The following is a 25,759-nucleotide window of genomic DNA, read 5'->3' as shown; positions in this document are numbered from 1 at the left end:
CAAAGGGAAGATATCCGCAGTTCAGAGACTATGTGATTAGGACGACAAAAAAGGGCTACCTCTTCCCGCATGGGAAACGTAGAGCATGGACCTCGCCCGCGTACAGGCGACGTAGAGCAGTCCGCGCTCCCGCTGGAGCACGCGTGCCCTGTCGGCGGGGTCGTTCGGTAGCGGCTCCGGCACCACGCCTTCGGCGATTCCGATCAGCGCGACCCGCTCGAACTCCAGGCCCTTCAGCCCGTGCAGCGTCGTCACCCTGACGTCGTGACCCGCGCCCGCCAGCGCGTCCTTGGCGGTCTTGACCAGGCGCGTGGTTCGCGCCGCGACGGCGATCTCCGTGGCGGGCACGCCGTCGTCCAGCCACGAGCCGATCGTGGTGACGAGCCCGGCCAGCTCGTTCTCGGGCGAGTCGTAGGCCCTGATCGTCGGCCGTTCGCCGTGGTGCGTGCTCCTGAAGCCGCGCAGTTCCTGAACGTTCTTGACCAGCCCGAGCGCGGGACCGCCGCCGCGCAGCCGTACCCCGAAAGAGAGCACCTCGTGCGCCAGCCGGTAGGAGATCGCCAGCTCGTGCTGCACCGCGTGGATGCCGACCGCCTCCAGCGCGATGCGGTGGTCGGTGATGCGCTGGTGCGGGTCGCCGACCACGAACAGGTCGTCGGGCGCGCGCGGCACCGCCGCGCGCAGCAGCCGCCACTGCGCGGGGCTGACGTCCTGCGCCTCGTCCACCACGATGTGCCTGTACGGCTTGCGCCCGGGCTCACCGAAGCTCAGCACGTCGTCGAGCAGGTCACCCGCCGCCCTGGTGAGCAGCCGCAGTGCCTCCTCCGTCAGCTCGGCGAGCGACCGCGCCCCATGCCCGACGAGAACGGGCTGCCGGCCTTCGACGTCGGCCACGATCCTGACCGCCAGCCTGTCGACGTTGTCCACGTCGATGCGCTTGCGGATCGACTCGTCCTCGATCAGCGTGTCGAGGCGCCCCGACAGGTCGGCGGCGAGCCCCTGCGTGAGCGTCACCAGCAGCACGGGACCGTTGCCGTGCTCGGCCAGGTGCGCGGCCCTGTGCAGGGCGATGAGCGTCTTGCCGGTGCCCGCCCCGCCGGTGACGAGCACGGGATGGTCGTAGTGGCCGGCGCGGGCGAGCCGATGCTGCGGCGGATGCAGGAACACGCACCAGTCGGGCGCGGTGACGATCCTGTCGAGCTCGTCGACCCCGGAGGCGAACACCGCCAGATCAGGGCTGCGCACCAGCGCCCCGAGCAGGTCGGAGGTGTCGATCGGCTCAGGCGAGTCCCACGAGGTGCGGCGCGAGTCGAGCGCCTTCCACGCCTCCGGCAGCGAGCCGCCCCTGGCCATGACCGCCAGCGGCAGGTGCTGCGTGGGAGGCAGCAGCGGCTCGAGCGCGTCCACGTCGGCCTCGCTGGTGATCAGCCTGATCAGCGGCAGCAGGGCCAGGTCGATCCCGAGGCTCAACAGCTCGGCGTCGTCCACCCGCGCGAACAGCCGCGACTCGCCGGCCGATCGGCGCAGCGCGTGCTCGACCCTGCCCAGCGCCTCGGCGTCCCACTGCTCGATCACCCCGATCAGCGGGTTGACGCTGAAGGCGTGCCGCCCCGCGTAGGCCTCCGCCTCGGCGTCGGGCAGCAGGGTGAGCAGCCACGAGACCTCGCCCTGCCGTACCACGACGCCCATGAGCCCGTCGGACATCCGCACCGTCCCCACCCCCTCGGGGGCGGGGACGTCCAGCAGGAATCCGTGCAGCGCGGCCATGACCCGCCCGCGCTCCGGCAGGGCCAGAGCGCTGAGCTCCCTCGAGAAGTCGGGGGCGATCGCGAGCCGCGCCACGGGCTCAGTCCAGCAGGTCGAGCAGGTCACGGTCTCCGCGTTCGCGGAGCCTGGTCTTCAGGTCGTCCAGACTGACGTTGCCCGACATGCCAATCCTTATGGCGATGATTCTGGCGGCGTGCTCGATGGCGCTGCTCAGGCCCGTGTAGTCGGCCAGGCGCAGCGCCTTGGAGATCTTACTCGCGCCGGGCGTGGCGACCGGCAGATGCTTGGCCCGCAGCACGCCCTCCTTGGAGAGCGTGATGAACAGGTGCCCGCCCTCCCTCGCGCCCACATCCGCGAGCAGCCTGCCCATCTGGCTGATGGACGGCCTGCCGTGCCAGCTCATCCACAGCTCGCCTGCCGCGCTCCTGACCGTCCAGCTCGCGCCGGGAGTCAGCCCGAGATAGGCGGCGAACCCACTGGGCAGCGCGCACTCGCCGGTGCTCAGCTGCTCGGCGGTCATGTCGATCCGCAGCCACCAGCGTCCGTCGGGCTGACGGAAGCAGCGCTTGGTGAGCGAGACGTCCTTGAAGCCCTGGTACGGCTTGCCGTTGCCGTCGGACGGCGCGGCCGGCTCCTCGAACCGGGCCGGCGCCTGAACGGCGGCGCCCTGCGGCTCGAGCCCCGGCGGCGTCTGGAACCGCGGCTCCTGCGCGGCCGCCTGCGGAGCCTCCCTGGGGAACGGGTCGTTGGGGAACGGGTCGCTCGCGAACGGGTCCTTGGGGAAGGGCTCGCTGGTGAACGGGTCCTTGGGGAACGGCTCGCTCGCGAACGGATCCCGCGGGACGGGCTCCTTGGGGGGATCCTGCGCGAACGGCGCTGGTGGCGCTGGCGGCGTGGACGGCGCGGGCGGCTCTGAGACCGGCCCACGGAGGTTGGGCTCAGGGAAGGGCGCCGAGCCCGGCACATCGGGCACGTGCCCGGGCGCGGCCAACGTCGCCTGCACGAACTGCCAGGCGGGCACGTCGAGGGCGCGGATCTCCCTGCTGTGCCAGTCGGCCGCCCCGATCAGCAGCTCCTTCGGCGGGTCCACACCGAGCCTGGCGCGCAGATCGTCCAGGTGCGCCCGGTACGCCGCGGTCTCCTCGACGGCCAGCCACCGCAGCAGGCGCTGACGCAGCTCGGCCTCGACGGCGACGATCTCCTCCTTGGCGACGGCGAACAGCTTGGCCAGCTGCTCGACGGCCGAAGGAGTGTCGGTGAACACCCGGTTCTGCGCGACAGCCCACGTCTTGTCGTCCAGCCCCGCGAAGGAGGACTCGATCAGCGCATGCAGATCGACCGCTCCCCCCGGTGCCGCGGGCGACTCACCACCCGGTACGGCGCCGACCTCCGCGAACGGCGGTGCACCGACCGGCCCCACCGGCCCCACCGACTGAAGGTCGGAACGAGCATCCTGGAAGTCGGAGCCGGCGTCCTGGAGGACGGAACGAGCATCCTGCGAGCCAGAGCCGACGTCCTGGAGGACGGAACGAGCGTCGTCCTCATCCCGGACGGCGTCGTCCTCGGCGTGAACGTCTTCGTGCCTCGAGGCCTCGCGATCCTGGAGGATCTCCTCGCCGGGACGGCCGCCTTCACTCAGGACATCCTGCTCCACGGCACGGACGGCCTCACTTTCGGCGGACTCCCCCTCGGATGCGGAATCCTGGCTGCCTTCGACGGGCTGAGCGACCGCGGGAGCCTGGAAAGGGTCCCATCGCACGGCGGCCGGGTCGGCCTGGCGCTCGGCATCGGGGGAGACGGCATCCTGCGCGGCCGCCGAAGTCCCGGTCCCGAAGGCATCGAACGGGGTCCCGTAGGACTGCTTGGTCGCGCGAGGCTTGCGCGACGGAAGGGGAGGAGCCTCGGCGTGGGACTCGACGACCGGCTCGTCCGCCCACGACCTGCCCGGTGCCACCTCAGGCGACACGACCGGTTCGGCGAACGACTGGACGACCGGTTCGGCATCACCCGGCACGATCGGCCGGTCCGCCTCCGCAGCCACCGGCTCGTCCGGGTCCGAAGCGTCCAGCACGTCTGAACCGGCGGCACCCGAGGCGATCGGTGCGTCCGGCTCGTCCGCGTCTGAAGCGTCCAGCACATCAGAACCGGCGGCACCCGAGGCGATCGGTGCGACTGGCTCGTCCGGGTCCGATGCGTCCAGCACATCAGAACCGGCAGAAGGGGCCGAGGCGATCGGCGCGACCGACTCGTCAGCGAGCGGTGCGACGGCTTCCACGTCGGCCGATGCGTCCAGCTCCGGCGCGATCGGCACCGAATCGGCCGCCTCCTGGGCCGAAGCGACGCTGTGAGGCCAGGCCGACTCTGAAGCGATCGCTCCCGACGCGATCGACTCCGAGGCAACCGGCTCAGAGGCGGCGCGATCCGAGTCGGCGCGATCCGTGACGGGCGACTCCGAGGCCGCCGAGTCCGGGACGGGGCGATCCGGAGCGGTCGGCTGCGGGGCGGTCCGGGAGGCGGTCGGCGTTTCCGCGGACTGCGGGCGCGGCGCGAGCGACTCCTCGGACTGCGGGCGCGGCGCGACCGACTCGCTCGGCGTCAGCCGTACGAAGACAGCGGCGAACAGCGAGTTGAGCACCGGCCGCGCCTTCACGAAGGGCTGGTCCATCAGCTCGCGGCTGGTCAGCGCCAGCAGCCCCGCCCAGGATCCCGCCCTGTCGACGGCGATCGCCACGTGCGGCTCGTCGGCCTCGTCGGGGTCCAGGACGTGCAGCGCGGGCAGCACGTCCCCGATGGCCGCGGCGGGCCACTGGTCGAGCGCGATCTCTGTCAGCAGCTCGCCGAGTGACTCGGGTCCGATGATGGCCAGCACCCGTGGCATGGGCAGGCTCCGCCACCACGCTTCAGGCAGGTGTGGTTGCCCGTGGAGCAGTGTGATCGCGGCCGCGTCGCTCCACCGCAAGGGTGGTACGAGGTCGCTCAGGCAGAAGTTCATCCTGTTCCGTTCACCAGCCCCTCACGCCGCTGACGCGACGCAGCCATACTCTTGCCGCCACGGAACAGACCATAGCCGCGCAAAACAGCCCTGTGCATCATGGAGTACGTATCAGCGCCTGACGGCGGCGAAGCGCAGCCGCACGTAGTCGGCCATCCACCCGCTCTCCCTGCGGAGCGCGGGAGCGGCCAGTTCGTTGACCCGCCTGAGCAGCGGCTCGACCATATCGGCAGGCAGCCCTTCGAGGAGCGTGCCGGCGAACATCCGGACCCAGTCGGCTGCTCCCGCCGGGCACTCGTCGAGCGGGGTGGGCCGGTCGAAGTACTCGAGCAGCCTGACGACGAAGCCCTCCTTCTCCAGGAGCCTGGAGTGCTCGGCGGGCGTGGGGAAGTACCAGGGCAACTCGGGTTCGCGCAGGCCGTACTCACGCCATGCGGTGGAGACGGCGGCGGTCAGTTCCGCGCAGTTGCCTGCGCCGCCCATCTCGGCCACGAAGCGGCCGCCTGGCCGCAGCGCCTCGCGCACGTTGGCGACGACGGTGCGCGGGTCGCGGCTCATCCAGTGGAGGGCCGCGTTGGAGAAGACGGCGTCGTAGGCCTGTACGACGGTGAAGTCGTGGCCGTCGCCCACGATGAAGTCGATGCCCGGGTACTGGGCCAGAGCCTTTTCGATCATCGCGGGCGAGCCGTCGATGCCGAGCACGCTCGCCCCCCTGGCGGCGATCTCGGCGGTCAGCACGCCCGTGCCGCAGCCCAGGTCGAGCACGCGCTCGCCAGGCTGCGGATCGAGCAGGTCGACCAGTGGCGCTCCTTGCGGCGAGACATAGCCGAAGCTGCTGTCATAGGCGCGAGCGGTCAACCGTGTCATGCTCGGTGTGTCGTATCGCAAGACCGATCAGCTCCCCCGTAGTGGGACAACAACTTTAGGGGCTGAATGTCTCTACGACATATCAGTCACACCGGGCACACTTGTCTCACCCGGCCCAGGTCTTGTTGATGTAGGTCTTCGCGGCGTCGGTCTGCGGGATCGTGAGCAGCACGGGCGGCCCAGGAGGCGCGGGCAGCTGGGCGGCGGTCTCGGCGTTGAGCGTGCCCTTCATGAGCATCGCCTCGCCACGCGCCGGACGGGCGTACCCCTTGAGGAACAGGTTCTGGCCCTCGTCGGAGAAGAGGAATTCCTGCCACAGCCTGGCCGCCGCCGGGTGCGGGGCGTCCTTGTTGATCGCCTGCACGTAGTAGGCGCCGAGCGGCGCGTCCTTCGGGATCGTGACCTTCCAGCCCTCGCCGTGCTGGGCGGCGCGGCCGGCGTTGAGGTAGTCCCAGTCGACGAAGACGTTGGCGGTGTTCTGCTGGATGAGCTGGCCCGCCTTCTTGAGCTTGGTGAACAGGTCGACGCCGCGCTGCACCTGCGGCACGCCGTTCACCATCGAGGCGGCCATGACGCCGTTGAAGGCGGCGGCGCTCTGCCGCGGGTCGCCGGCGAGCGCCACGGTGTAGCCGGGCTTGAGCAGGTCGGCGAAGGAGGCCGGGACGGGGACCTTGCGCGAGTCGTAGCCGAGCGACATGTAGCCGCCGTAACCGGCGTACCAGGCGCCGTCCCTGTCCTTCACGTGGTCGGCCAGGTCCTGCCAGCCGGAGACCTTGTACGGCGCGAAGCGCGCGGCGTTGGCGACCGCGACCTCGAGGCTGAGGTCGAAGACGTCAGGCTTGAGCAGTCCCGCGGCCTCGATGGCGCGCTGGCTGCTGGCGGTGGGTTCGAGCTGATTGACCTTGATGTCGTATTTGTCGGCGAAGGTGTCGATGATCTCGCCATAGTTGACCCAGTCGCGGGGCAGGGCGATGACGTTGAGCTCGCCCTCCGTCTTGGCGGCCTCAGCCAGTCGCTCCACGGTCGTGAACCCGGCCTCCATGGAGGCGGCCTTCACGTTGACCGGCGGGAGCGGCTTCTCTTCCGTGGTCGCAGCACCACATCCGGCGCTGATGAGAACGGCGGCTATGGCGGCACAGGTACGTACAGTCACGGAATAGATACTTGCTGTTACATCCGTTCAGGTCGAGGAGGCACGACCTTGGCGGCCACCAAATGCTCCTCCTGGATTTCCACGAGGGTGCCGTCGCGCTTGCGGACCCTGAGGACGCCGCCGTCCCACGATTCGAGAACGCCTACCGCGTCGCTGAACCCGCCTGGCACCCTTCTCCGAGTGGTGACCCTGGCCCCAATGTCCGAGCTTGTCACGGCGATGACGAGGCGAGCGGCCACAAGTTTGCCACCCTCCGTTCCCGACACTTGGCTGACCCGGCAATACTAGGGCGTAGCAAACCGCGGTCTAAGAAGGAGCTCGACGTGACGTACGTCATCGCGCAGCCTTGCGTGGACGTCCTTGACAAGGCGTGCATCGAGGAGTGCCCCGTCGATTGCATCTACGAGGGCGAGCGCATGCTTTACATCCACCCTGACGAGTGCGTGGACTGCGGCGCATGTGAGCCCGTGTGCCCCGTAGAGGCGATTTTCTACGAAGACGACCTTCCCGAGCAGTGGAAGGACTTCTACAAGGCCAACGTGGACTTCTTCGAGGACCTGGGCTCGCCCGGTGGCGCCTCGAAGGTCGGCAAGATCGACAAGGACCACCCCGTCGTCGCCGCCCTGCCGCCGCAGGCCGAGGAGCACTGACCGGTGCACAACCTGCCGGACTTTCCCTGGGACCGGCTGGCGCCGTACAAGGAGCGCGCTCAGGCGCACCCCGACGGCATCGTCGACCTGTCGGTCGGCACGCCGGTCGATCCCGTGCCGCAGATCGTGCAGGAAGCGCTGGCCGGGGCCGCTGACAGTCCCGGCTATCCGCTGACGTACGGCACGCGGGAGCTGCGTGCCGCGGCGGCGGGCTGGTTGCGCCGCAGGCACGGTGTCACCATCGAGGAGCGGGCCGTGCTGCCGCTCATCGGGTCGAAGGAGTTCGTGGCGTGGCTGCCGACGCTGCTCGGCGCCAAGCGGGTCGTCATCCCCGAGCTGGCCTACCCCACCTACGACGTGGGGGCCAGGATCGCCGGAGCCGAGCCGATCGCCGCCGACGGGCTGCTCTCCCTCGGCCCGGCCGACGTCGACCTGGTCTGGGTCAACTCGCCGTCCAACCCCACGGGCAAGGTGCTGCCCGCCGAGCACCTGCGCAAGGTGGTCTCTTGGGCGCGCGAGCGCGGCGCGATCGTCGCCTCCGACGAGTGCTACATCGAGCTCGGCTGGGAAGCCGAGCCGATCTCGATCCTGCATCCCGACGTGTGTGGCGGCTCCCACGAGGGGCTGCTCGCCGTTCACTCGCTGTCCAAGCGCTCCAACCTGGCCGGATACCGCGCCGGGTTCGTCGCAGGCGACCCCACCCTGGTCGCCAGGCTCCTGGAGATCCGCAAACACGCAGGCATGATCATGCCGGAGCCCGTTCAGGCGGCGATGACGGTCGCGCTCGGCGACGACGCCCACGCCGACGAACAGCGTGAGCGCTACGCCGCCAGGCGGCAGCAGCTGCGTCCCGCGCTGGAGAAGGCGGGCTGGCGCGTCGACCACTCCACCGCCGGCCTCTACCTGTGGGCCTCGGACGGCGGCGACTGCTGGGATCAGGTACGCCGCCTTTCCGAAACCGGAATTTTGGTCGCCCCCGGCGATTTCTACGGAACCGCAGGCGGCAGCCACATTCGGATCGCCATGACGGCCACCGACGAACGCATCAGTGCGGCGGTGCGTCGCCTCCAGTAGGATCCCGCGGCATGACCTCCATGGTCGTAATCGGACTGAGCGTCGTCACGATCGTCCTTCTGCTGGGCGCCTTGCTCGCCACCATGCGCAAAGGCCGCCCAGCCGCGGGCTCGGTGTCGCCCCTTCCCTCGAGCACCCAGGGTGCGATCGGCTCCGACTACGACGACCCCCGCACGATCAAGGTGGGGGACAGGATCGAGACCCACGGCACGGGCGCCAAGGTGCGCGGCGCCGTCCACGTGTCATGCCAGGGGCAGCAGTGGACCGAGTACCTGCTCGATGACGGCTCCCGCCGACCGGTGTGGCTCTCCGTCCAGGTACGGCACGGCCTCGTCTCCACCGACCCGCCCCACCTGGAGGTCCTGCTCTGGACCATCGTGCCCACGCAGGGCATGATCCCTGCCAAGACCATGCTGATCATGGAAGGCGTGGAGTTCCACCCCATCGACAGAGGCACCGCGGCCTTCAGGTCGGAGGGCGAGACGGGGCGGCCGGAGCGCGGGCTGCTCGACTTCGCCGACTACCGGGCCGCCGACGGGCGATTGCTGTCGTTCGAGCGGGTGCAGGGCGAGGGATGGACCGCCAGCTACGCCCAGCCGCTGCCGCCCGGCTCGATCACCATCGTGAGCCGCGCCGCCTGAGTCAGGTCAGCTCGACGTCGCGGTCGCCCGCCTTGCCGCCGTTCTTCCAGCCGTCCGACGACCAGGTGAGCCCGTCGTAGCCGACGCTGCGCAGGCCGTACTGCTGGGCGTGGGCGACCGACCACGCGGCGATCAGCCACCCGCGCCTGGCGCTCGGCACGCTGACGGCGCCGAGCGCCCTGGTCAGCTCCCGCCGCGCGTCCCCTGGACGGGAGGGAGCGGGCGTCGCCTTCCTGGGGTAGGTGCAGTGGACGGCCCGCGGCGCCCTGCCTGTGAACGCCGCCGACAGGATCCGCGCGTTGCCCTCGTGCGGGGCGTAGGCGTAGCCCGCCGCGGATCGCTGTACGGCCTGCGCCGCCTCCGCGACCGGAAGCTTCCGGTACCCCTTCACCTTCACCAGCGCGGCGAAGAAGCGGTTGGTCGCATAGACCGGGTCCATGAGCTGCTTCTTCTTGCCCCAGCCCTGCGAGGGCCGCTGCTGGAAGACCCCCACCGAGTCGCGGTCGCCGTACGCGACGTTGTAGAGCTTCGACTCCTGGATCGCCGTGGCGTACGCGATCACGACGGCCTGCTCCGGCAGCCGCCTCCGCTCGGCCACCGCCGCGATCGTGGCCGCGACGCGCGCCTGCTCGATGTCGAGCTCCAGCTCGCCCTGCTGCGTCTTCACCACGCAGGCCTCGACGTCCTGCACGAGCGGGTCGGCCTTCCTGAGCAGGACGTAGACGCCCACGGCGATGGCCACCGCGAGCGCGACAACGATGATCCCGATAGTCAGGACCGCTCGGGAGAAGCTACGCCGCACCCTGAAAAACCTACCCGGACAGATAAACTCCGGGGCCATGAGCAAGAGGCATTCGAGCCCGTTGCCGGCGGCCATCGACGAGCTGTGGGCCAACCGCGCGGAGCTTTCACCTTCCGACACGGCCGCCAGGGGCGTCGTGGTCGGCGCGATCGACCAGCTCGACACCGGCAAGGCGCGCGTGGCCACCGTCTCCTCCGACGGCGAGGTGGTGGTCGACGAGCGGGCGAAGCGGGCCATCCTGCTCAGCTTCAAGGTGCTCGGCATGGCCAGGTCACAGGTGGGCGATTTCCAGCACCACGACCGGCTGCCGTTGAAGACCACGTTCGACGGGGTCAGGGTGGTGCCGGGCGCGATCGCCCGATGGGGTTCCTACCTGGCGCCCGGCGTGGTGCTCATGCCCTCTTTCACCAACATCGGCGCGTTCGTCGGCAGCGGCACCATGGTGGACACCTGGGTCACCGTCGGGTCGTGCGCGCAGATCGGTGAGAACGTTCACCTGTCCGGCGGGGTGGGCATCGGCGGCGTCCTCGAGCCGCCGAACGCGGTGCCCGTCGTCGTGGAGGACGACGCGCTGATCGGCAGCAGGGCGATGCTGGTCGAGGGCGCACGGGTGGGGCGCGGGGCGGTGGTAGGGGCGGGGACGATCCTGTCCGCCTCCATGCCGGTGATCGACGTGGAGACAGGGGAGGAGCTCGGGCGCGGGCGGATCCCCGACTGGTGCGTGGCGGTGAGCGGCACGAGGCCGAAGGAGTTCGCCGGGGGGACGTTCGGGCTGCCGTGCGTGTTGGTGCTGAAGCGGCTGGAGCCGGGCCAGCGGCACGACAAGGCGGCGCTGAACGACGTGCTCAGAGAACACGGCGTCAACGCCTGACCCGTCCCAGGCTGGTGGCGCGGCCTGCCGTACCCCCAGGGTTAGGGTTGGTTCCCATGCTGGACTTGACGCAGGACGTAGGCGCGCTGACCGCCGCCGTCGTGGACATCGAATCGGTCAGCGGCAACGAGAAGGTGCTCGCCGACGCGGTCGAAGAGGCGCTCGCAAGGCTTCCGCACCTGACCGTCGACAGGTCCGGCGAGACCGTCGTCGCCCGCACGAACCTCGGCCGCCCCGAGCGCGTGCTCATCGCCGGCCACCTGGACACGGTCCCCCTCGCGGGCAACCTTCCCAGCCGGGTCGAGGGCGACCTCCTCCACGGCTGCGGCACCTCCGACATGAAGGCGGGCGTCGCCGTCGCCCTCAAGCTCGCCGCCCTCCTTCCCGCCCCGAACCGCGACGTCACCTACGTCTTCTACGACTGCGAGGAGGTCGAGGCCGAGCGCAACGGGCTGACCAGGGTCGGCCGCGACCACGCCGACTGGCTGGCCGCCGACTTCGCCGTGCTCATGGAGCCGACCGACGGGGTGATCGAGGGCGGCTGCCAGGGCACACTCCGCGTGGACATCGCCACACGGGGCAAGCGCGCCCACAGTGCCAGGTCGTGGCTCGGCGTCAACGCCATCCACGCCCTCGAGCCGATCCTGGCCACGCTCAACGCCTACGAGGCCAGGCGGCCCGTGGTCGACGGCCTGGAGTACCACGAGGGCCTCAACGCGGTGGCGATCCGCGGCGGTGTGGCCGGCAACGTCATCCCCGACCAGGCCGTGGTCACCGTCAACTACCGCTTCGCTCCCGACCTGACGCTGGCGCGGGCGGAGGAGCACGTGCGCGAGGTGTTCGACGGGTTCGAGGTGGCCTTCACCGACGGCGCCTCCGCCGCCCGCCCAGGGCTGACGCATCCGGTGGCCGCCGCGTTCGTCGCCGCCGTCGGCGGTACGCCACGGGCCAAGCTGGGCTGGACCGACGTCGCGCGTTTCTCCGAGCTGGGAATCCCCGCCGTCAACTACGGTCCAGGGGACCCGAACCTCGCCCATCAGCAGGGCGAATACGTGTCGCTAACCAAGATCGCGGAGAGCGAGACCGGGATGTTGAACTGGCTCTCGGCGGGAGCGTAGGACCCCCACAACGTGAAAGTGGCTTTCCTCGCCGGCCATTTGGCGGGGAAAGCCACTTTCAGTCCCGAGCAGCACCCTCGGCAGTTAGACGCAGGACCTTCGAAATCTGGTTCCCTCCTTTTTTCAAGATTTTTTAGTCGGGCACGCTAGCGTGATCCGCATGAAACGGACACGTCCCGAACGTCGTCAGGGCTCTGCGGTCGTCCGCGGCCAGCTGGTTCCCGACTCCACCCATGACCAGCGCCTTCTCGACCGCCAGGGTCCTGCGGACTGGGTCCACATGGATCCGTGGCGGGTGCTGCGCATCCAGGCCGAGTTCGTCGAGGGTTTCGGCCAGCTGGCCGAGCTTCCCACCGCGGTCACCGTGTTCGGTTCGGCGCGCACCCCCGTCGACTCCCCGGAATACCAGACGGGCGTCCAGCTGGGGTACAAGCTGGCCAAGGCCGGATACGCCGTCATCACCGGCGGCGGGCCCGGAGCCATGGAGGCGGCCAACAAGGGCGCATCGGCCGCGGACGGCGTCTCCGTCGGGCTCGGCATCGAACTCCCCTTCGAGCAGAGCATGAACGACTACGTCGACCTCGGCATCGAGTTCCGCTACTTCTTCGTGCGCAAGACGATGTTCGTGAAGTACTCGTGCGGGTTCATCACGCTGCCGGGCGGGTTCGGCACGCTGGACGAGCTCTTCGAGGCGCTCACGCTGGTGCAGACGCACAAGGTCACCTCGTTCCCCGTGGTGCTCATGGGCACGGAGTACTGGGGCGGGCTCATCGACTGGATCAAGGGGACGCTGGTGGCCACCGGGAAGATCTCGGAGCACGACCTCCACCTGATCCATGTGACCGACGACGTCGAGGAGGCGGTGAACATCATCGTCGAGTCGGAGCGCAACCGTAACAACCAGAGGAAGGAGGAGCTGGAGGCGGTCGCGAGCCAGACGGCCGAGCCTCAATAGACTGGTATTTCGTGAACATCTGCGTTTTCTGTGCATCCAGTCAGAAGATCGACCCCAAGTACGTGGACCTCGCCACCGAGGTGGGCACCGAACTCGCCCTCCGGGGCCACACCCTGGTGAGCGGCGGCGCCACGGTCTCCTGCATGGGCGCGGTGACCAGCGCCGCCCGAGCCGCCGGCGGGCGCACCGTCGGCGTCATTCCCCAGGTGCTGGTCGACATCGAGGTCGCCGACAACGAGTCGGACGAACTGATCATCACCGCGGACATGCGCGAACGCAAGGGCGTCATGGACGCCCGCTCCGACGCGTTCCTGGTGCTCCCCGGGGGCATCGGGACGCTGGAGGAGCTGTTCGAGATCTGGACGGCGCGGGTGCTCGGCGTCCACACCAAGCCGCTGGTGATCCTCGACCCCTGGGGGCTGTACGAGCCGCTGCGGTCGCTGGTGGAGCACATGTACGACGAGGGGTTCACACGGGCGAACGTCTTCGACGCCATCTCGTGGGCGAAATCGGTCCAGGAGGCGCTCACCCTCCTGGAGTCGCCGGCCCAGCCGATGGAGCCGAGCGTCGAAGAACTCGGCGAGTCAACAGGCTCCTGACCAGCACCCTCTCCTGGTGGAGCGCCCGTCTGGCGAGCGTCCCTTCGGCGCGCCGACATCCCCGCGCCCGCCAGGTGAGGTCGGTTTGTGACGACACTCCCGCTCGTGTCGGCTCTTCCTCACGCCGACATCTCCGGGTTGAGCGCCTGCCTGCCCGCTCGGCGGCGGGGCCGGCGTGTGACGACACGCCCGGGATCGAGCGGGTCTTCCGGACGACAGCCGCCGGATCGAGTCGGCCCGCCCACGCGTTGACGCGATCCCGGGGACCGACACGCCCGGCTGGAGGACGTTCGTCGGGCAGTCGGTGAGACAGGAGGATCAGGCCAGGCCGCGACGGGTGACGGCGGGGGCGCGGGTGCCGGCGAGGGAGTCGGTCATGTCCAGCGCGAGCCGTACCTGATCAGCATGTTCGGTCACGAACACGCCCGCGCCCGCCCACCGAAACACGGCCGCGGCGGCGAGGGCGGCGTCGAGCTGCCCGGGCAGCCTGACCAGCGCCGTACCCCCGCTCCGCACGAGCTCCCGAACCTCGTCAGGGGTGCGGGCGAGCGTCCAGTCGGGTTGTTCAGGCGCGCCTGGCGTCAGTACTACAGGCCTCATGTCACGATCGTACGAGTACGATTCCAATGTGCTGGTCGTACTCGCCATCGCCGCGCTGGCGATCCTCGCCTGCGTCGTGGTGGTCTCCCTTGGCAGGGGCGGTGAGCTGACCGCGTTCCCGCCTGACGTTCCGCCGCTCGACCTCCCCGAGGCCGGGCAGCTCACGGCGGTCGATTTCATGGCCCTGCAACTGCCGGTGAACCTGGTCGGCTATCACACGCAGAGCGTCGACGAGACCCTGCGCCGAGCCGCGAACGCGATCAGCGCCCGCGACACCCGGATCGCCGTGCTGGAGCAGCGCGTGTCGGAACTGCTGGCCAGTCGGCTGCAGGCGCGTCAGGAGGCGTACGCAGGCCCAGGCGCCGCACCCCGCACCGACCACCGGCCCGAGGCGCCGACCATCGCGCTCCCCGAGGACGGCGAAGACGGCTCCCCGTTCACCGAGCACGAGAACGCGTCTCCCGCCACCGCGCACCAGGGTGGCCGGAGCGCATCTCCGCTGGCCGCCCGCGAGGACGACGAGAACGCCTCTGAGGATGGCATCTCGGTCATCCGTTTCGATGACTACGAGGAGGGCGACGACGCGTTTCCGCTCGCCCACCACGAGGCCGACGCCTCGGCTGCCCGTTCCGATGGGCTCGCCTCGGACGTCTCACACAGCCGACTCCCCTCCACCGACCCGATCGCCGCAGCGTCCGCCGCAGGTGCCAGGCAGGACCGGCTCGTCACGGCTCCCGACCCGAACGCCAAGCCGGAGCGGATGGCCGCGGCGGCCGACCCGAGCCCCACAGAAGCCGAGCCGCACTCGATCATCGCGCCGGCCGAGCCGAACGGCACAGCAGCCGAACGGGATCTGAACGCCGCGGCAGCCGCCGCCCCGCATGGCACTGGAGCCGGACCCAACCGGCACACCACTGGAGCCGACCCGAACGCCGCGGCATCGGGCTCTGCTCGCGTGGGTCACCAGCCCACCACGGACGCCGCCGAGGCCAACCAGCTCCGGGTCGAGAAGTCCACTTCCGAGGGGTTCGACGAGCCTCAGGATGAAACCGCCGCTCCCGGGTCGATCGACCAGTCTTGGGGCGGAGCCGTCGCCCCGGATGGGATGGGCCGGAGCTGGGACGAAACCACCCCCGAAGAGAACGAACTCGGGCACGCAGACTCCACCGCCGAAGAGGTCGACCAGGTTCGGGATAGAAAGGCCGAATCCGAGGAGATCGACGGCTCTCGGGATGAAGCCGAATCCGGGCGGATCCGCCGCTCTTGGGGTGACGTCGAACCTGATGAGATCGGCCGCTCCTGGGGCCACATCGGGTCTCCTGCGGGAAGCCGCCCCCGTCAGGGTGGAGCCGCCGATTCCGAGCAGGACCGGACGCCTGGGAACCACGGTGCCGCAGGCGGGCTGCCTGCCTCGATCGGCCAGGACAGGGAAGGGCGTTCGTGAGCGAGGCCATCCGTTGCGAGTGGACCGGCATGACCACCCCGCTCTACATCGCCTACCACGACGACGAGTGGGGTCGCCCTGTTCAGGGGGACGACCGGGTGTTCGAGCGGGTGAGCTTGGAGGCGTTCCAGTCCGGGCTGTCGTGGCTGACGATCCTGCGCAAGCGGGAGAACTTCCGCAAGGCGTTCGACGGCTTCTCCATCCCGAAGGTCGCGGCCTACACCGACGAGGACGTCGACCGGCTTCTCGCCGACGAGGGCATCATCCGCAACCGGGCCAAGATCCAAGCCACCATCGCCAACGCTCGGGCCGCTCTCGAGGTGCCCGAAGGGCTGTCCGCAGCGGTCTGGCGGCACGCTGATCCTGACTCTCCGGTGCCCAAGTCGATGGCTGACGTGCCGGCCATCACGCCGGGGTCGAAGGCGCTCGCCAAGGAGCTGAAGGGGTACGGCTTCCGCTTCGTGGGACCGACCACCGCCTATGCGCTCATGCAGGCCATCGGGCTGGTGAACGACCACATCGCCGACTGCGTCGTTCGCAACTCCGCACGCTGATCGGCTCGATTCGTCTGGTCCTGTGCCGGACGCTTGCTCGCGAGCATTCGCCCCTCACCGCCGACCGGAGGCTGAAGATGTGGTCGCGGCTACGCGGGTCGTCCGGGCCGCGCGGGTTGTCCGGGCTGAGGGGCAGGTAGTCGCGGCTACGCGGGTCGTCTGGCTACGCGGGTTGTCCTGGATGAAGGGGTGGTCCGGGCTGGGCGGGGGTCGCGAGGGTGGTCAGCTGATGGGTCTGGTGGTCGCCGTCGGGGAACGCGATCGTGACCGCGTCAGGTGACACGCTGACCGCGATCGCGTCGCGGAGGGCGGACGGGTGGACGGCGTCTCCCGACAGCACGACGAGCGAGACGTGGATGCCAGGCCTGTCCGCGTGCAAGCAGGGCACCGCCGAGTGTGGTCCGAAGGCGTTCGACTCCACGTCGCGGGACACGCTGGCGTGTTGCCAGCCGTACAGGCCGATGATCGCTGAGGTGAGTCCGTCCGTACGGCGGGTCAGCGTCGGGGTTGGGACAGAAGCGGTCGATCCCACGGATCCATGCCGCACGCTGCTCAGGGGCGATGACGTCGTACATCAGGAGGCAGGTGTCGATCAGGGCTCTGGGGGCGCCGATCTCGCAGTGCCACCAGTTGCCCACTTCCTTCTTGGTCTCGTTGTAGGCGCGGGCGTAGAGGAAGTCGAGGGCGCTGAGGAGGTCTGTCGCGAGCCTGGTGTCGTCGTGGAGCTTCGAGCCCGGGGTGGCCCAGGCGGTGGCGAGGGTGCGGAGGCGCTGGTGGCTGCTGGAGATGTCGCCTGACGCGCCGTTGAGGGGGAGGTCGGGCCAGAGGGAGGTGCGGCTTGGCGAGAGGTCGATGGTGTCGCGGAGCGTGGTGGCCGAGGCGTCGAGCCTGGCGAGAGGGGCCGCGAAGGCGGGGTCGGCGGGGTCGAAGGGTGCGCCGGTGAGCATCGCGGTGGCCTTGGCGCGGAGGGTGGCGAACTCGGTCACGCCGGAAGTCTGGCTGATCAGGGTGGGGGTGGTGGATGCCGAGCGCGGTTCTGTGGAAAGCGTGGGGCTGGTGCCTGGGGCTGTGGACGATAGGCCTTGGGGGAGGAAGAACGCGGTCAGGCCGCCGGCGAGCCCGAGGAACCCCCGCCGGCTGGGGGTGGCCGTCGTGGCGGCAGCAAGGAATTGAGGAGAGGAGGGGGAGGGGTGCATCGGCGGTCGGCTCCTACTCGGCCAGGGTGCTCGGGTCGACGTCGGGTGCGGGCAGGTTCAGGGCCGCCACCTGGGCCAAGTACTCCGCCGTCCGGCGCTCCCCAACGCGTCCAGAACCCGCTCAGGTCCCGTCCGGCCGTCCGAGACGTATAGAGCGCCAGGTACCCCCACCTCTTGTCCGTCTCCGTCCACTCCGACGCGGGCCGCTCGGCGCGGACCAGCCGGTGCAGGCGGGGCCAGAAGACTGGCGGTTCGAGGAGCGCGAGCCGATGCCGCCCGAGCTGCTCGGCCTGGCCGTGGTCAAGGGCTCCTACCTGTACGGCACCGGCCCCCACGGACTGCCGTTGCGCCACGTCGTCCCGGAGGGGGTGACCGAGTCGCCGAACCACTGGTGGACCAGCTCGTGGACCATCGTGTTGGAGTACGTCGGCCTGGTGAACCAGCCGGTGCCGAACAGGGAGAGGGTCTGGTTCTCCAGCGCGTGGCTCGTGGCGTCGGGGGCGGCGTAGTAGACCTTGGGGCCTGGCGCCGCCTCGGTTTCCGTTGCGGTCTCCGCTCCGGCTACGCCGGTCAGGCAGAGCGAGAGCAGAGCGGTCAGAGCGAGCAGGCGTCTCACAGGATCTCCAGCGTGGGGTTCTTCTCGCCGAAGAGCCAGGCGCGACCGGCTCGCCGAGGTGACCGATCTCTACGACGACGTGCTGACCTGACGGCCGGCACCGCAGTGGGGGCGCTCGCCGAGGCGGAGGTGCTGGTCACGGGGTGGGGATGTCCGCCGTGGAGAGAAGCTCGCCGACAAGATGCGGACGGTCTACGGCAGGCTCGACGACGTCCGCGCCAAGGACGGCCCGCCCGGCAGGCCCAAGGGCCTCGGCGGCTACAACATCTACGACGGCGGCGCGCTGGTCCTCTACGCCCTCCAGAAGGAGATCGGTGAGCGCGACTTCGACCGCGTCATGCGCCGCTGGGTCCAGCGCAACGAGGACGGCAACGCCTCCACCGAGGACTTCATCGCCCACGCCGTGAAGAAACAGCGGCTACGACGTCCGCCACTACGACGTCTCCTCCGGGAGTGCGCGAGGAGGTCTTCGCCAAGGGCGCACTCTGCCTGCAACGACGCCAACCCGTGCTCCCTGGAGACCGCGAGGGACAAGGTCCGCGCGGCCATCGCGGGCGGCATGGACCGCGACATCGAGGTGCGCCTGACCGGCGGCGTCTACCGCATGGCCGAGCCGCTCGTCCTCGACGGCCGTGACTCGGGTCCCCGCGGCCACACCGTCACCTGGACTGCCGCCCCCGGCGCCGAGCCCGTGCTGTCGGGTGGTGTGCCGATCACCGGTTGGCGGCAGGAGGGCGGTTTCTGGGTGGCGAAGGTTCCCGAGGGCGTGATTCCCCGGCAACTGTTCGTCGACGGGGTCAGGGCGGTCCGCGCCCGCGGCGACGCCTGCCCTGCCAGCGTCTGCGACGCCACCAGGACCGGCATGACCGGGGCCGTCAGGAGCGGCGTCGCCGCCTGGAGGGAGCCCGCGAACGCCGAGGCCGTGATCAGGATCCGCTGGCGCAACTACCACCGCCGGATCGACAGGGTCGACGGTGATCTGCTCACCTTCGTCCAGCCGTGCTGGACCAACTCCGCCGGCGGCACGAACCGCACGGGGCCCGCCTGGGACAGCACCACCGTCGACTCCAGCCGCTACACCAAGGTCTCCCATTTCGAGAACGCCATCGAGCTGCTCGACCGGCCCGGCGAGTTCGTCTACGACCGCGGCGGCCGTACCGTCACCTATCTGCCCAGGCAGGGCGAGGACCTCAGCGAGGTGATCACGCCCGCCCGGGAGACGCTGCTGCGGATCGAGGGCGCGAGCAGGGTGAGGATCTCGGGTCTGGGCTTCGAGCACGCCGCCTACCCACAGCAGGACACCGACGAGGGCTACGCGGGCATGCAGGCGGGCCTCACGCTGACCGGCGCCACCGGGCCCGTCGACCACGCGGGCCGCTAGTGGGTCTCCAACTGGGCCGGATACGGCATCGAGAACCTCGCCACGGGCAACTGGACGGACACCACCGCCCCCGCCCTGTCGGGGCGCGGCTCGCAGATGACGGACAACTTCACCTCCCTCGAACTGCTGCCCGAGGCCGCGCTCCAGGTGGCGGCCGCCGCGGGTGAGCCTGCAGGGCAAGGCGCTTCGCCCCTCGCTGGTGGAGATCGCGGCCGATGCCCGCTATGTGCGCGTCCAACGCACGGGCACTGGCAGGATCGGGCTCGCCGGAGTATCGGTCCACCCGTAAGCAACGCACCCCGAAGGGGTACGGCCGGGCCGTACCCCTTCCCGCTTGGAGAGCAGATGAGCTGGTTCACCGACGCGCGGTTCGGCCTCTTCGTCCACTGGGGCATCTACGCCGCCGCGGCTCGCCACGAGTGGGTGAAGTCCTACGAGAAGCTGGACGACGCGCACTACCGCCGCTACTTCGACCACTTCGACCCCGACCTGTACGACCCCGAGGTCTGGGTGGACGAGGCGTGGAACGCCGGCATGCGGTACCTGGTCATCACGACCAAGCACCACGACGGGTTCTGCCTGTGGGACTCCGCGCTCACCGACTACAAGGCCACGGCCACGCCGTACGGCAAGGACCTGCTGCGGCCGATGCTCGACGCCTTCAGGGCCAGGGGGATGCGGATCGGGCTCTACCACTCGCTGATCGACTGGCATCACCCCGAGTTCCCCATCGACCTGTACCACCCGCGGCGCGACCTGGGCGAGGACGGCACCAGGGACGTCAGGAAGTACGCCGACTACCTGCACGGGCAGGTCCGCGAGCTGCTCACCGGCTACGGGCCGATCGACACGATGTGGTTCGACTTCAGCTACCCGGGGCGCGGCATGGGCGCCAAGGGCAAGGACGAGTGGCGGTCCGCGGAGCTGGAGGCGATGGTCCGCGAACTCCAGCCCGGCATCATGATCAACAACAGGCTCGATCTGGGCAGCGGCGACTTCACCACGCCCGAGCAGGTCATGCCGCCGGGCGGGGTGCCAGGGCACGTGCCGTGGGAGGCGTGCCAGACGCTCAACGGCAGCTGGGGCTACGACCGCGACAACCTGGACTGGAAGTCGCCTGAGCTGCTGTTGAGCATGCTGGTCGACACCGTCTCCAAGGGCGGCAACATGCTGCTGAACGTGGGGCCGAACGCGCGCGGCGAGTTCGAGCCGCGCGCGGTCGAGCGGCTGCGCGAGATCGGCAGGTGGACGAGGCTGCACGGCAGGGCCGTCTACGGCGCGGGCGCGTCGGAGTTCACCCCGCCGCAGGACTGCCGCTACACGCAGCGCGGCGACCGGCTCTACCTGCACCTGCTCAACTGGCCGATGAAGCACGTCCATCTCCAGGGCCTGGCGGGCAGGGTCGAGTACGCCCAGTTCCTGCACGACGCCTCGGAGGTGCGCGTGCTCCACGTCGACCCGCACGAGCCCGGCCACACCTACCTGCGCGGCGTGCCCGAGGACACCCTCACCCTGCAACTGCCCGTGACCAGGCCTGAGGTGGCGATCCCCGTGATCGAGCTCTTCCTCCGACCCGCCGCGTCAAACGACCCTGCCGGTCAGTACAGCTAGCGGCCGGTGAACGTCGGGCGCTGCTTGGCCAGGAAGGCCCTGGTCGCGTCCCTGTGGTCCGCGGTCGCTGCGAGCGCGTCCTGCAGGTCGGCCTCCAGCTCCAGCGATTCGGCGAGCGAGTGCGTGGCCGCGAACGCCAGCGCGCGCTTGGTCGCCGCGAACGCCTTCGTCGGGCCGGCGGCCAGCCGTACGGCCAGCTCGTGGGTCGCCTTCAGCAGCTCGCCCTCCGGCACCACCCGCGAGACCAGACCGAGCTCCAGCGCGCGGGCGGCGTCCAGCGGCTCGCCGAGCAGCAGCAGCTCGGCGGCGCGGCCGGCCCCGATGAGGCGCTGGAGCGTCCAGGAGGCGCCCGAGTCGGGTGCGAGCCCGATGCCGGTGAAGGCCATCGCGAACTTCGCCCGCTCCGAGGCGACGCGCAGGTCGCAGGCGTAGGCGAGCGAGGCGCCCGCGCCCGCCGCCACGCCGTTCACCGCGGCGACGACTGGCTTGTCCATGCCGACGATCAGCTCGACCAGCGGGTTGTAGTGCTCGCGGACCGTGTTGGCCAGCCCTCTGCCCGCCTCGAGGTTCTCGGCGTGCTCGCGCAGGTCCTGCCCCGCGCAGAAGGCCCTGCCCGCTCCGGTGATCAGTACGGCCCGCACGGCGTCCGACGCCGCCGCCTCGCGCAGCGCGTCGAGCAGGGCGGTCTTGAGGGCCACGGTCAGCGAGTTCATCGCGTCGGGACGGTCGAGTGTGACGGTGGCGACGGCGTCGGCGACGTCGTAACGGATCACAGCAGCTCCTTGTCGACGAAAGCGGCGGCGGCAGGCATCAGCCTGGCGGCCTCCTGTTCGAAGTACGCCCGCGCCTTCTCGCCCTGCCACCCGGGCGGCAGCAGCTCTGCGGGCAGCCCTGGGTCGCGGAACAGGAAGTTGCGCCAGCCGTGCACCAGTCTGCTCCTGGTGGCGAAGACCTGGGAGGCAGGCGCGCCATCACTCAGCCCCGCGATCAGCTCCTGCGCCTCGGCCAGCCACTCCTCGTAGGCGCGCCCGATCGCGGTCAGATCCCACGCCCTGGCGACCAGCTCGCGCGGGTCGCCGTCGAGCACCGCGTCGAACCTGTCGGCGCGGATGCCCTCGTTGGCCAGCAGGGGATCAAGTTCGGGGGAGTGGCGAGGGCCGACCCAGGTCGTCTCGGACAGCGGCGCGTAGCCGAGAAAGGCCAGGTCGGCGCGGAGTCGTTCCCTTTTGGCCCGGTCCCTGACCTGTTCCAGCACCACCAGGTGCCAGCGCCCCTGCCAGCTGATCGTTCCAGGTCGGTAAATTCTCAGCGCTGCCGCGTCAAGGCGTCTGACGGCCTTGGCGGTCACGGCGTAGCCAGGTCCCTGAGGCAGTCTGACCCTGTCGAGCCAGCCCTGCCTGACCATGCGCGAAACCGCCGTCCTGACGGCGGGAGCCGCGATTTCCAGGGGTGCGAGCAGCCTGACGAGAGCGGCGACCGACGCCTTCCCTCCGCGGGAACGCAGGTGGTCTCCGTACAGATCGAACAGCGCCGCGCGTGCGTTCACGAGCACCAGTTTGGACGGCTTCGCGACCCTGGACAACGGATGCTGGGAGGAGATCGTTACCCATTTGGCACTCCGATGCGGGAGAATAGGACATCACAGAAGACGTGAATGCGTCGGCCACCCACCGGGGCGGTCGTTGATCGCAACCGCGGAGTCCATGGCAGGAAGGGATACACGCATGGCGGCGATGAAGCCGCGGACCGGCGATGGTCCGCTGGAGGTCACCAAGGAAGGGCGCGGCATTGTCATGCGGGTCCCGCTCGAGGGTGGCGGCCGGCTCGTCGTGGAGATTTCGGCCGACGAGGCGAAGGCGCTGGGCGAAGCGCTGAAGAACGTGGTCGGCTGACCGCCGGCTCAACCACCTGATCGAACGGCCCTGGCGCACCTCCGCCGGGGCCGATCACGTTTGGAGATTATCCCGTGCCCATCCAGACGACGGTGTCCGTGCTCCCCGAAGCGCCCGCGGACTCCGCACTGCTGGCCGTGCCGTACGACTCGGACCTGGACCCCCAGGTCGAGCTGCCCGTGCCGGTGGCCGCGCTGCTGGCCCACTACGAGGCCAAGGGCGAGGCGGGTGAGATCGTCGAGATCCCCGTCACTCGCGGCGACGCGGTGGGCAGGGTCCTGCTGTACGGCGTCGGCGACGGCTCGCCGCGTGCCGTCCGCAAGGCCGCCGCCACCCTGACCCGCAGGGCCAAGGGCAAGCCGTCCCTGACCGTCGTGCTCCCTTCCTGCGACAGCGCGATCTTCACCGAGGCCGCGCTGCTGGCGGCCTACACCTTCAAGATCGGCGCCCAGGGCACGGCGCCCGTGGGAGCGCTCGCCCTCGTCGGCGCCGACGAGGAGGCCGTACGGCGGGGCGAGACCGTCGCCCAGGCCGTCGCGCTGGCCCGCGACCTGACCAACACCCCCTCCTCCACCAAGACCCCCGCGTGGCTGGCCGACCAGGCGGCGGGTCCTGGCCTCGACGTCAAGGTCTGGGAAGAGGAGGAGCTGCGCGCTGACGGGTTCGGCGGCATCCTGGCCGTCGGGCAGGGCTCGATCCACCCGCCCCGGCTGATCCAGCTCTCCTACGCCCCCGAAGGCGCCGACCGGCACGTCGTGCTGGTCGGCAAGGGCATCACGTTCGACTCCGGCGGCCTGTCGCTCAAGCCGACCGACAACATGAAGACCCAGAAGACCGACATGGCGGGCGGCGCGGTCGTCATCGCGGTCATGGGCGCCCTGGCCGCCCTGGGCTCCCGCGTACGGGTCACCGGCCTGATCGCCGCGGCCGAGAACATGCCGTCGGGCACCGCCCAGCGGCCCAGCGACGTCATCACGCACTACGGCGGCACGACGGTCGAGGTGACCAACACCGACGCCGAGGGCCGCCTGGTGCTCGCCGACGCGCTCGCCTACGCCGACGCGGTGCTCGACCCCGACGCGATGGTCGACATCGCCACCCTGACCGGGGCGATCAGCGTCGCGCTCGGGCGCAACATGGGCGCCGTCTACTCCTCCGACGACGAGCTGGCCGACGCGCTCATCGCGGCGGGCACCGGGACCGACGACCGGCTGTGGCGGATGCCGCTGATCGACGACTACCGTCCCGCGCTCGACTCGCCCATCGCCGACATGCAGAACGCCGACCTCGGCGGGCGCTACGGCGCGGGCTCGATCACCGCGGCGCTGTTCCTGAGGGAGTTCACGGGCAAGCGTCCATGGGCGCACCTGGACATCGCGGGCGTGGGGCGGAGCACGGTCGACGAGGGCACGACGACCAAGGGCGCGACGGGCTTCGGCGTCCGCCTCCTGCTCGACTGGCTCACCCGTCCCTGAGCCGCCCGCCGGATCCGCCCCGCGGCGCTCGCTCCACGAGCCCGCGGGGCGCCGCCGTTCAGTCGGAGATCTTGACGGCGGCCAGCAGGCCGTCGCCGAGCGGCATCATCAGCGGCCGCAACCGGTCGTCGCCCTGCACGAGCTTGCCCAGCTCCCGCACCGCGACCGTGTCGGGATCACGCTGGGAGGGGTCGGCCACCCTGTTGTGCCACAACGCGTTGTCGAAGGCGACGATCCCGCCCACGCGCAGCAGGCGCACCGCCTCGGCCAGGTAGTCGGCGTACTCCTGCTTGGCGGCGTCGGCGAACACCAGGTCGTAGCCGCCGTCGGACAGCCGGGGCAGCACGTCGAGCGCCCGCCCGATGATCAGCCTGATCCGCCCGCCGGAGAAGCCCGCTTCGGCGAAGCTCTGCCGGGCCAGGCGCTGGTGCTCGGGCTCGACGTCGACGCTCGTGAGCGTGCCGTCGGCGCGCATGCCGCGCAGCAGCCACAGCCCCGACACCCCGCACCCCGTGCCGATCTCCACCACGGAGCGCGCGTTGAGCGCGGTGGCGAGGAAACACAGCGCGGCACCGCCTCCGGGAAGGATGGGAGGCGCGCCCATCTCGTGGCCGCGCTGCCGCGCCGCGTGCAGGATCTCATCTTCCTGATGGAACTGCTCCGCATAGGCCAGAGTGGCCTCTACCGGGCTGGTCATCGGCCTCTCCTCCCCACTTCCGTGCAATTGGTCACCGATCGCAGCCTAGGGGAGACACGCCAGGACGGGAACTCTGGTCGCGCCCAACGCGTTGCAGGTTTAAACGGGCTTTGCCGGTCCTGAAGGCAGGCAGTGCGCACGAAGGGACGAAACCAGGCACTATGACGGTAGCGGCGGTGGTCCCAGAGAGAGGAGTGCTGGTGGACGGAAGCGACCACCAGGCCGATCCTCACGTGTCAGATGTGTCTGAATGGACTCCTCCCACCTGGGAGGAAGTGGTGCGGACGCACTCCGCACGCGTGTATCGGCTTGCGTACAGGTTGACCGGCAACGTGCACGATGCGGAGGACCTCACCCAGGAGGTCTTCGTCCGGGTCTTCAGGTCGCTGTCGAGCTACACACCCGGCACTTTCGAGGGCTGGCTCCACAGGATCACCACGAACCTGTTCCTCGACATGGCGCGCAGGAGGCAGCGGATCCGCTTCGAGGGTCTCGGCGACGACGCGGCCGAGCGGCTGCAGGGTCGCGAGCCCTCGCCCGCCCAGGCGTGGGACGACGCGCACATGGAGCCTGACATCCAGGCCGCACTCGACTCCCTCGCCCCCGAGTTCAGGGCGGCGGTCGTGCTGTGTGACATCGAAGGCCTGTCGTACGAGGAGATCGCGGCCACGCTCGGCGTGAAGCTCGGCACGGTCAGAAGCAGGATCCACCGTGGCCGGGCACAGCTACGGGAGGCGCTGGACCACAGGGCGCCCCGTAGTTCTGAACTCCCCCCGACCGTGACCCGTGGGGAGGAAGTCTGAT

The 25,759-nt window shown here is 70.1% G+C and carries 25 protein-coding genes; 14 read left to right on the top strand and 11 right to left on the bottom strand.

The window, feature by feature from the left end; translation table 11 throughout:
* Positions 1 to 36: 36 nt before the first annotated feature.
* The 4 genes from AB0B45_RS27510 to AB0B45_RS27495 form a co-directional block, all read right to left on the bottom strand.
* Complete coding sequence (locus tag AB0B45_RS27510) at positions 37 to 1,842, bottom strand: UvrD-helicase domain-containing protein (RefSeq protein WP_358135983.1); 1,806 nt, start codon at positions 1,840 to 1,842, stop codon at positions 37 to 39.
* A 4-nt stretch (positions 1,843 to 1,846) separates the two neighbouring features.
* Entirely contained in the window at positions 1,847 to 4,645 is a 2,799-nt protein-coding gene (locus AB0B45_RS27505) for a hypothetical protein (protein ID WP_358135981.1), read from the bottom strand.
* A 225-nt stretch (positions 4,646 to 4,870) separates the two neighbouring features.
* The gene (locus AB0B45_RS27500; protein ID WP_358135980.1) at positions 4,871 to 5,626 is read right to left on the bottom strand and encodes a class I SAM-dependent methyltransferase; all 756 of its coding nucleotides are present in this window, start codon (positions 5,624 to 5,626) and stop codon (positions 4,871 to 4,873) included.
* A gap of 106 nt (positions 5,627 to 5,732) precedes the next feature.
* Entirely contained in the window at positions 5,733 to 6,779 is a 1,047-nt protein-coding gene (locus AB0B45_RS27495; RefSeq protein WP_358135977.1) for an ABC transporter substrate-binding protein, read from the bottom strand.
* 323 nt (positions 6,780 to 7,102) lie between these two features.
* Between AB0B45_RS27495 and fdxA the strand changes: the two genes are divergently transcribed.
* Genes fdxA through AB0B45_RS27480 form a run of 3 tightly spaced genes read left to right on the top strand, consistent with a single transcriptional unit; the run spans position 7,103 to position 9,144 of the window.
* Positions 7,103 to 7,429: a ferredoxin gene (gene fdxA, locus AB0B45_RS27490; protein WP_354905819.1), complete on the top strand. Its 327-nt coding sequence runs from the start codon at positions 7,103 to 7,105 to the stop codon at positions 7,427 to 7,429.
* A 3-nt stretch (positions 7,430 to 7,432) separates the two neighbouring features.
* The gene (dapC, locus tag AB0B45_RS27485) at positions 7,433 to 8,503 is read left to right on the top strand and encodes a succinyldiaminopimelate transaminase (RefSeq protein WP_358135973.1); all 1,071 of its coding nucleotides are present in this window, start codon (positions 7,433 to 7,435) and stop codon (positions 8,501 to 8,503) included.
* A gap of 11 nt (positions 8,504 to 8,514) precedes the next feature.
* Positions 8,515 to 9,144 carry a DUF4178 domain-containing protein gene (locus AB0B45_RS27480; protein ID WP_358135971.1) on the top strand — a complete coding sequence of 210 codons (630 nt, stop codon included), beginning with the start codon at positions 8,515 to 8,517 and terminating at the stop codon, positions 9,142 to 9,144.
* A 1-nt stretch (position 9,145) separates the two neighbouring features.
* Here AB0B45_RS27480 and AB0B45_RS27475 read toward each other — a convergent pair whose 3' ends face one another.
* On the bottom strand, positions 9,146 to 9,946 hold the full coding sequence (locus AB0B45_RS27475) for a hypothetical protein (RefSeq protein ID WP_358135968.1): 801 nt from the start codon (positions 9,944 to 9,946) through the stop codon (positions 9,146 to 9,148).
* A 37-nt stretch (positions 9,947 to 9,983) separates the two neighbouring features.
* Between AB0B45_RS27475 and AB0B45_RS27470 the strand changes: the two genes are divergently transcribed.
* The 4 genes from AB0B45_RS27470 to AB0B45_RS27455 all read left to right on the top strand — a co-directional run bounded on the left by AB0B45_RS27470 (position 9,984) and on the right by AB0B45_RS27455 (position 13,489).
* Complete coding sequence (locus AB0B45_RS27470; RefSeq protein WP_358135965.1) at positions 9,984 to 10,817, top strand: 2,3,4,5-tetrahydropyridine-2,6-dicarboxylate N-succinyltransferase; 834 nt, start codon at positions 9,984 to 9,986, stop codon at positions 10,815 to 10,817.
* 56 nt (positions 10,818 to 10,873) lie between these two features.
* A complete protein-coding gene (dapE, locus tag AB0B45_RS27465) occupies positions 10,874 to 11,935 on the top strand; it encodes a succinyl-diaminopimelate desuccinylase (protein WP_358135962.1) in 1,062 nt (353 codons plus the stop codon).
* 160 nt (positions 11,936 to 12,095) lie between these two features.
* Positions 12,096 to 12,890, top strand: a complete 795-nt coding sequence (locus AB0B45_RS27460; protein WP_358135960.1) for a TIGR00730 family Rossman fold protein — start codon at positions 12,096 to 12,098, stop codon at positions 12,888 to 12,890.
* A gap of 11 nt (positions 12,891 to 12,901) precedes the next feature.
* Positions 12,902 to 13,489: a TIGR00730 family Rossman fold protein gene (locus AB0B45_RS27455; protein ID WP_358135957.1), complete on the top strand. Its 588-nt coding sequence runs from the start codon at positions 12,902 to 12,904 to the stop codon at positions 13,487 to 13,489.
* 318 nt (positions 13,490 to 13,807) lie between these two features.
* Here AB0B45_RS27455 and AB0B45_RS27450 read toward each other — a convergent pair whose 3' ends face one another.
* Positions 13,808 to 14,089 (bottom strand): hypothetical protein, encoded by a 282-nt coding sequence (locus tag AB0B45_RS27450; protein WP_358135954.1) that lies wholly within the window; start codon positions 14,087 to 14,089, stop codon positions 13,808 to 13,810.
* Positions 14,090 to 14,117: 28 nt separating this feature from the next.
* Here AB0B45_RS27450 and AB0B45_RS27445 point away from each other — a divergent pair, with 28 nt between their 5' ends.
* Positions 14,118 to 15,533 (top strand): hypothetical protein, encoded by a 1,416-nt coding sequence (locus AB0B45_RS27445; protein ID WP_358135951.1) that lies wholly within the window; start codon positions 14,118 to 14,120, stop codon positions 15,531 to 15,533.
* Positions 15,530 to 16,087, top strand: a complete 558-nt coding sequence (locus AB0B45_RS27440; RefSeq protein ID WP_358135948.1) for a DNA-3-methyladenine glycosylase I — start codon at positions 15,530 to 15,532, stop codon at positions 16,085 to 16,087. Before AB0B45_RS27445 ends, AB0B45_RS27440 begins: the two co-directional genes overlap by 4 nt.
* A gap of 272 nt (positions 16,088 to 16,359) precedes the next feature.
* On the opposite strand, the gene AB0B45_RS27435 is transcribed toward AB0B45_RS27440, so the two are convergent.
* Both AB0B45_RS27435 and AB0B45_RS27430 read right to left on the bottom strand, forming a co-directional pair.
* Positions 16,360 to 17,073 carry a hypothetical protein gene (locus AB0B45_RS27435; RefSeq protein WP_358135946.1) on the bottom strand — a complete coding sequence of 238 codons (714 nt, stop codon included), beginning with the start codon at positions 17,071 to 17,073 and terminating at the stop codon, positions 16,360 to 16,362.
* A gap of 520 nt (positions 17,074 to 17,593) precedes the next feature.
* Positions 17,594 to 17,899 carry a hypothetical protein gene (locus AB0B45_RS27430; RefSeq protein ID WP_358135944.1) on the bottom strand — a complete coding sequence of 102 codons (306 nt, stop codon included), beginning with the start codon at positions 17,897 to 17,899 and terminating at the stop codon, positions 17,594 to 17,596.
* Positions 17,900 to 18,080: 181 nt separating this feature from the next.
* Between AB0B45_RS27430 and AB0B45_RS27425 the strand changes: the two genes are divergently transcribed.
* Together AB0B45_RS27425 and AB0B45_RS27420 are read left to right on the top strand one after the other, a co-directional pair.
* The gene (locus tag AB0B45_RS27425) at positions 18,081 to 19,280 is read left to right on the top strand and encodes a hypothetical protein (protein ID WP_358135942.1); all 1,200 of its coding nucleotides are present in this window, start codon (positions 18,081 to 18,083) and stop codon (positions 19,278 to 19,280) included.
* 345 nt (positions 19,281 to 19,625) lie between these two features.
* Positions 19,626 to 20,891, top strand: coding sequence for an alpha-L-fucosidase (locus tag AB0B45_RS27420; protein ID WP_358135939.1), 1,266 nt, complete (start codon positions 19,626 to 19,628; stop codon positions 20,889 to 20,891).
* On the opposite strand, the gene AB0B45_RS27415 is transcribed toward AB0B45_RS27420, so the two are convergent.
* Together AB0B45_RS27415 and AB0B45_RS27410 are read right to left on the bottom strand one after the other, a co-directional pair.
* Positions 20,888 to 21,664 (bottom strand): enoyl-CoA hydratase-related protein, encoded by a 777-nt coding sequence (locus tag AB0B45_RS27415; protein WP_358135936.1) that lies wholly within the window; start codon positions 21,662 to 21,664, stop codon positions 20,888 to 20,890. The two genes, AB0B45_RS27420 and AB0B45_RS27415, sit on opposite strands and share 4 nt — an antisense overlap.
* On the bottom strand, positions 21,661 to 22,437 hold the full coding sequence (locus tag AB0B45_RS27410) for a PaaX family transcriptional regulator C-terminal domain-containing protein (RefSeq protein ID WP_358135933.1): 777 nt from the start codon (positions 22,435 to 22,437) through the stop codon (positions 21,661 to 21,663). Before AB0B45_RS27410 ends, AB0B45_RS27415 begins: the two co-directional genes overlap by 4 nt.
* A gap of 178 nt (positions 22,438 to 22,615) precedes the next feature.
* On the opposite strand from AB0B45_RS27410, the gene AB0B45_RS27405 reads away from it, so the two are divergent.
* Both AB0B45_RS27405 and AB0B45_RS27400 read left to right on the top strand, forming a co-directional pair.
* Complete coding sequence (locus tag AB0B45_RS27405) at positions 22,616 to 22,783, top strand: DUF3117 domain-containing protein (RefSeq protein ID WP_020545024.1); 168 nt, start codon at positions 22,616 to 22,618, stop codon at positions 22,781 to 22,783.
* A gap of 74 nt (positions 22,784 to 22,857) precedes the next feature.
* Complete coding sequence (locus AB0B45_RS27400; RefSeq protein ID WP_358135931.1) at positions 22,858 to 24,258, top strand: leucyl aminopeptidase; 1,401 nt, start codon at positions 22,858 to 22,860, stop codon at positions 24,256 to 24,258.
* Between the two features lie 58 nt (positions 24,259 to 24,316).
* On the opposite strand, the gene AB0B45_RS27395 is transcribed toward AB0B45_RS27400, so the two are convergent.
* The gene (locus AB0B45_RS27395; RefSeq protein WP_358135929.1) at positions 24,317 to 24,955 is read right to left on the bottom strand and encodes an O-methyltransferase; all 639 of its coding nucleotides are present in this window, start codon (positions 24,953 to 24,955) and stop codon (positions 24,317 to 24,319) included.
* A gap of 161 nt (positions 24,956 to 25,116) precedes the next feature.
* Here AB0B45_RS27395 and sigE point away from each other — a divergent pair, with 161 nt between their 5' ends.
* Positions 25,117 to 25,758, top strand: coding sequence for an RNA polymerase sigma factor SigE (sigE, locus tag AB0B45_RS27390; protein WP_358135927.1), 642 nt, complete (start codon positions 25,117 to 25,119; stop codon positions 25,756 to 25,758).
* The last annotated feature ends 1 nt before the right edge of the window (position 25,759 follow it).

The sequence above is a fragment of the Nonomuraea sp. NPDC049152 genome (assembly GCF_040648355.1).
Classification (GTDB): Bacteria; Actinomycetota; Actinomycetes; order Streptosporangiales; family Streptosporangiaceae; genus Nonomuraea.
This window is presented reverse-complemented; position numbering and strand designations above follow the sequence as displayed.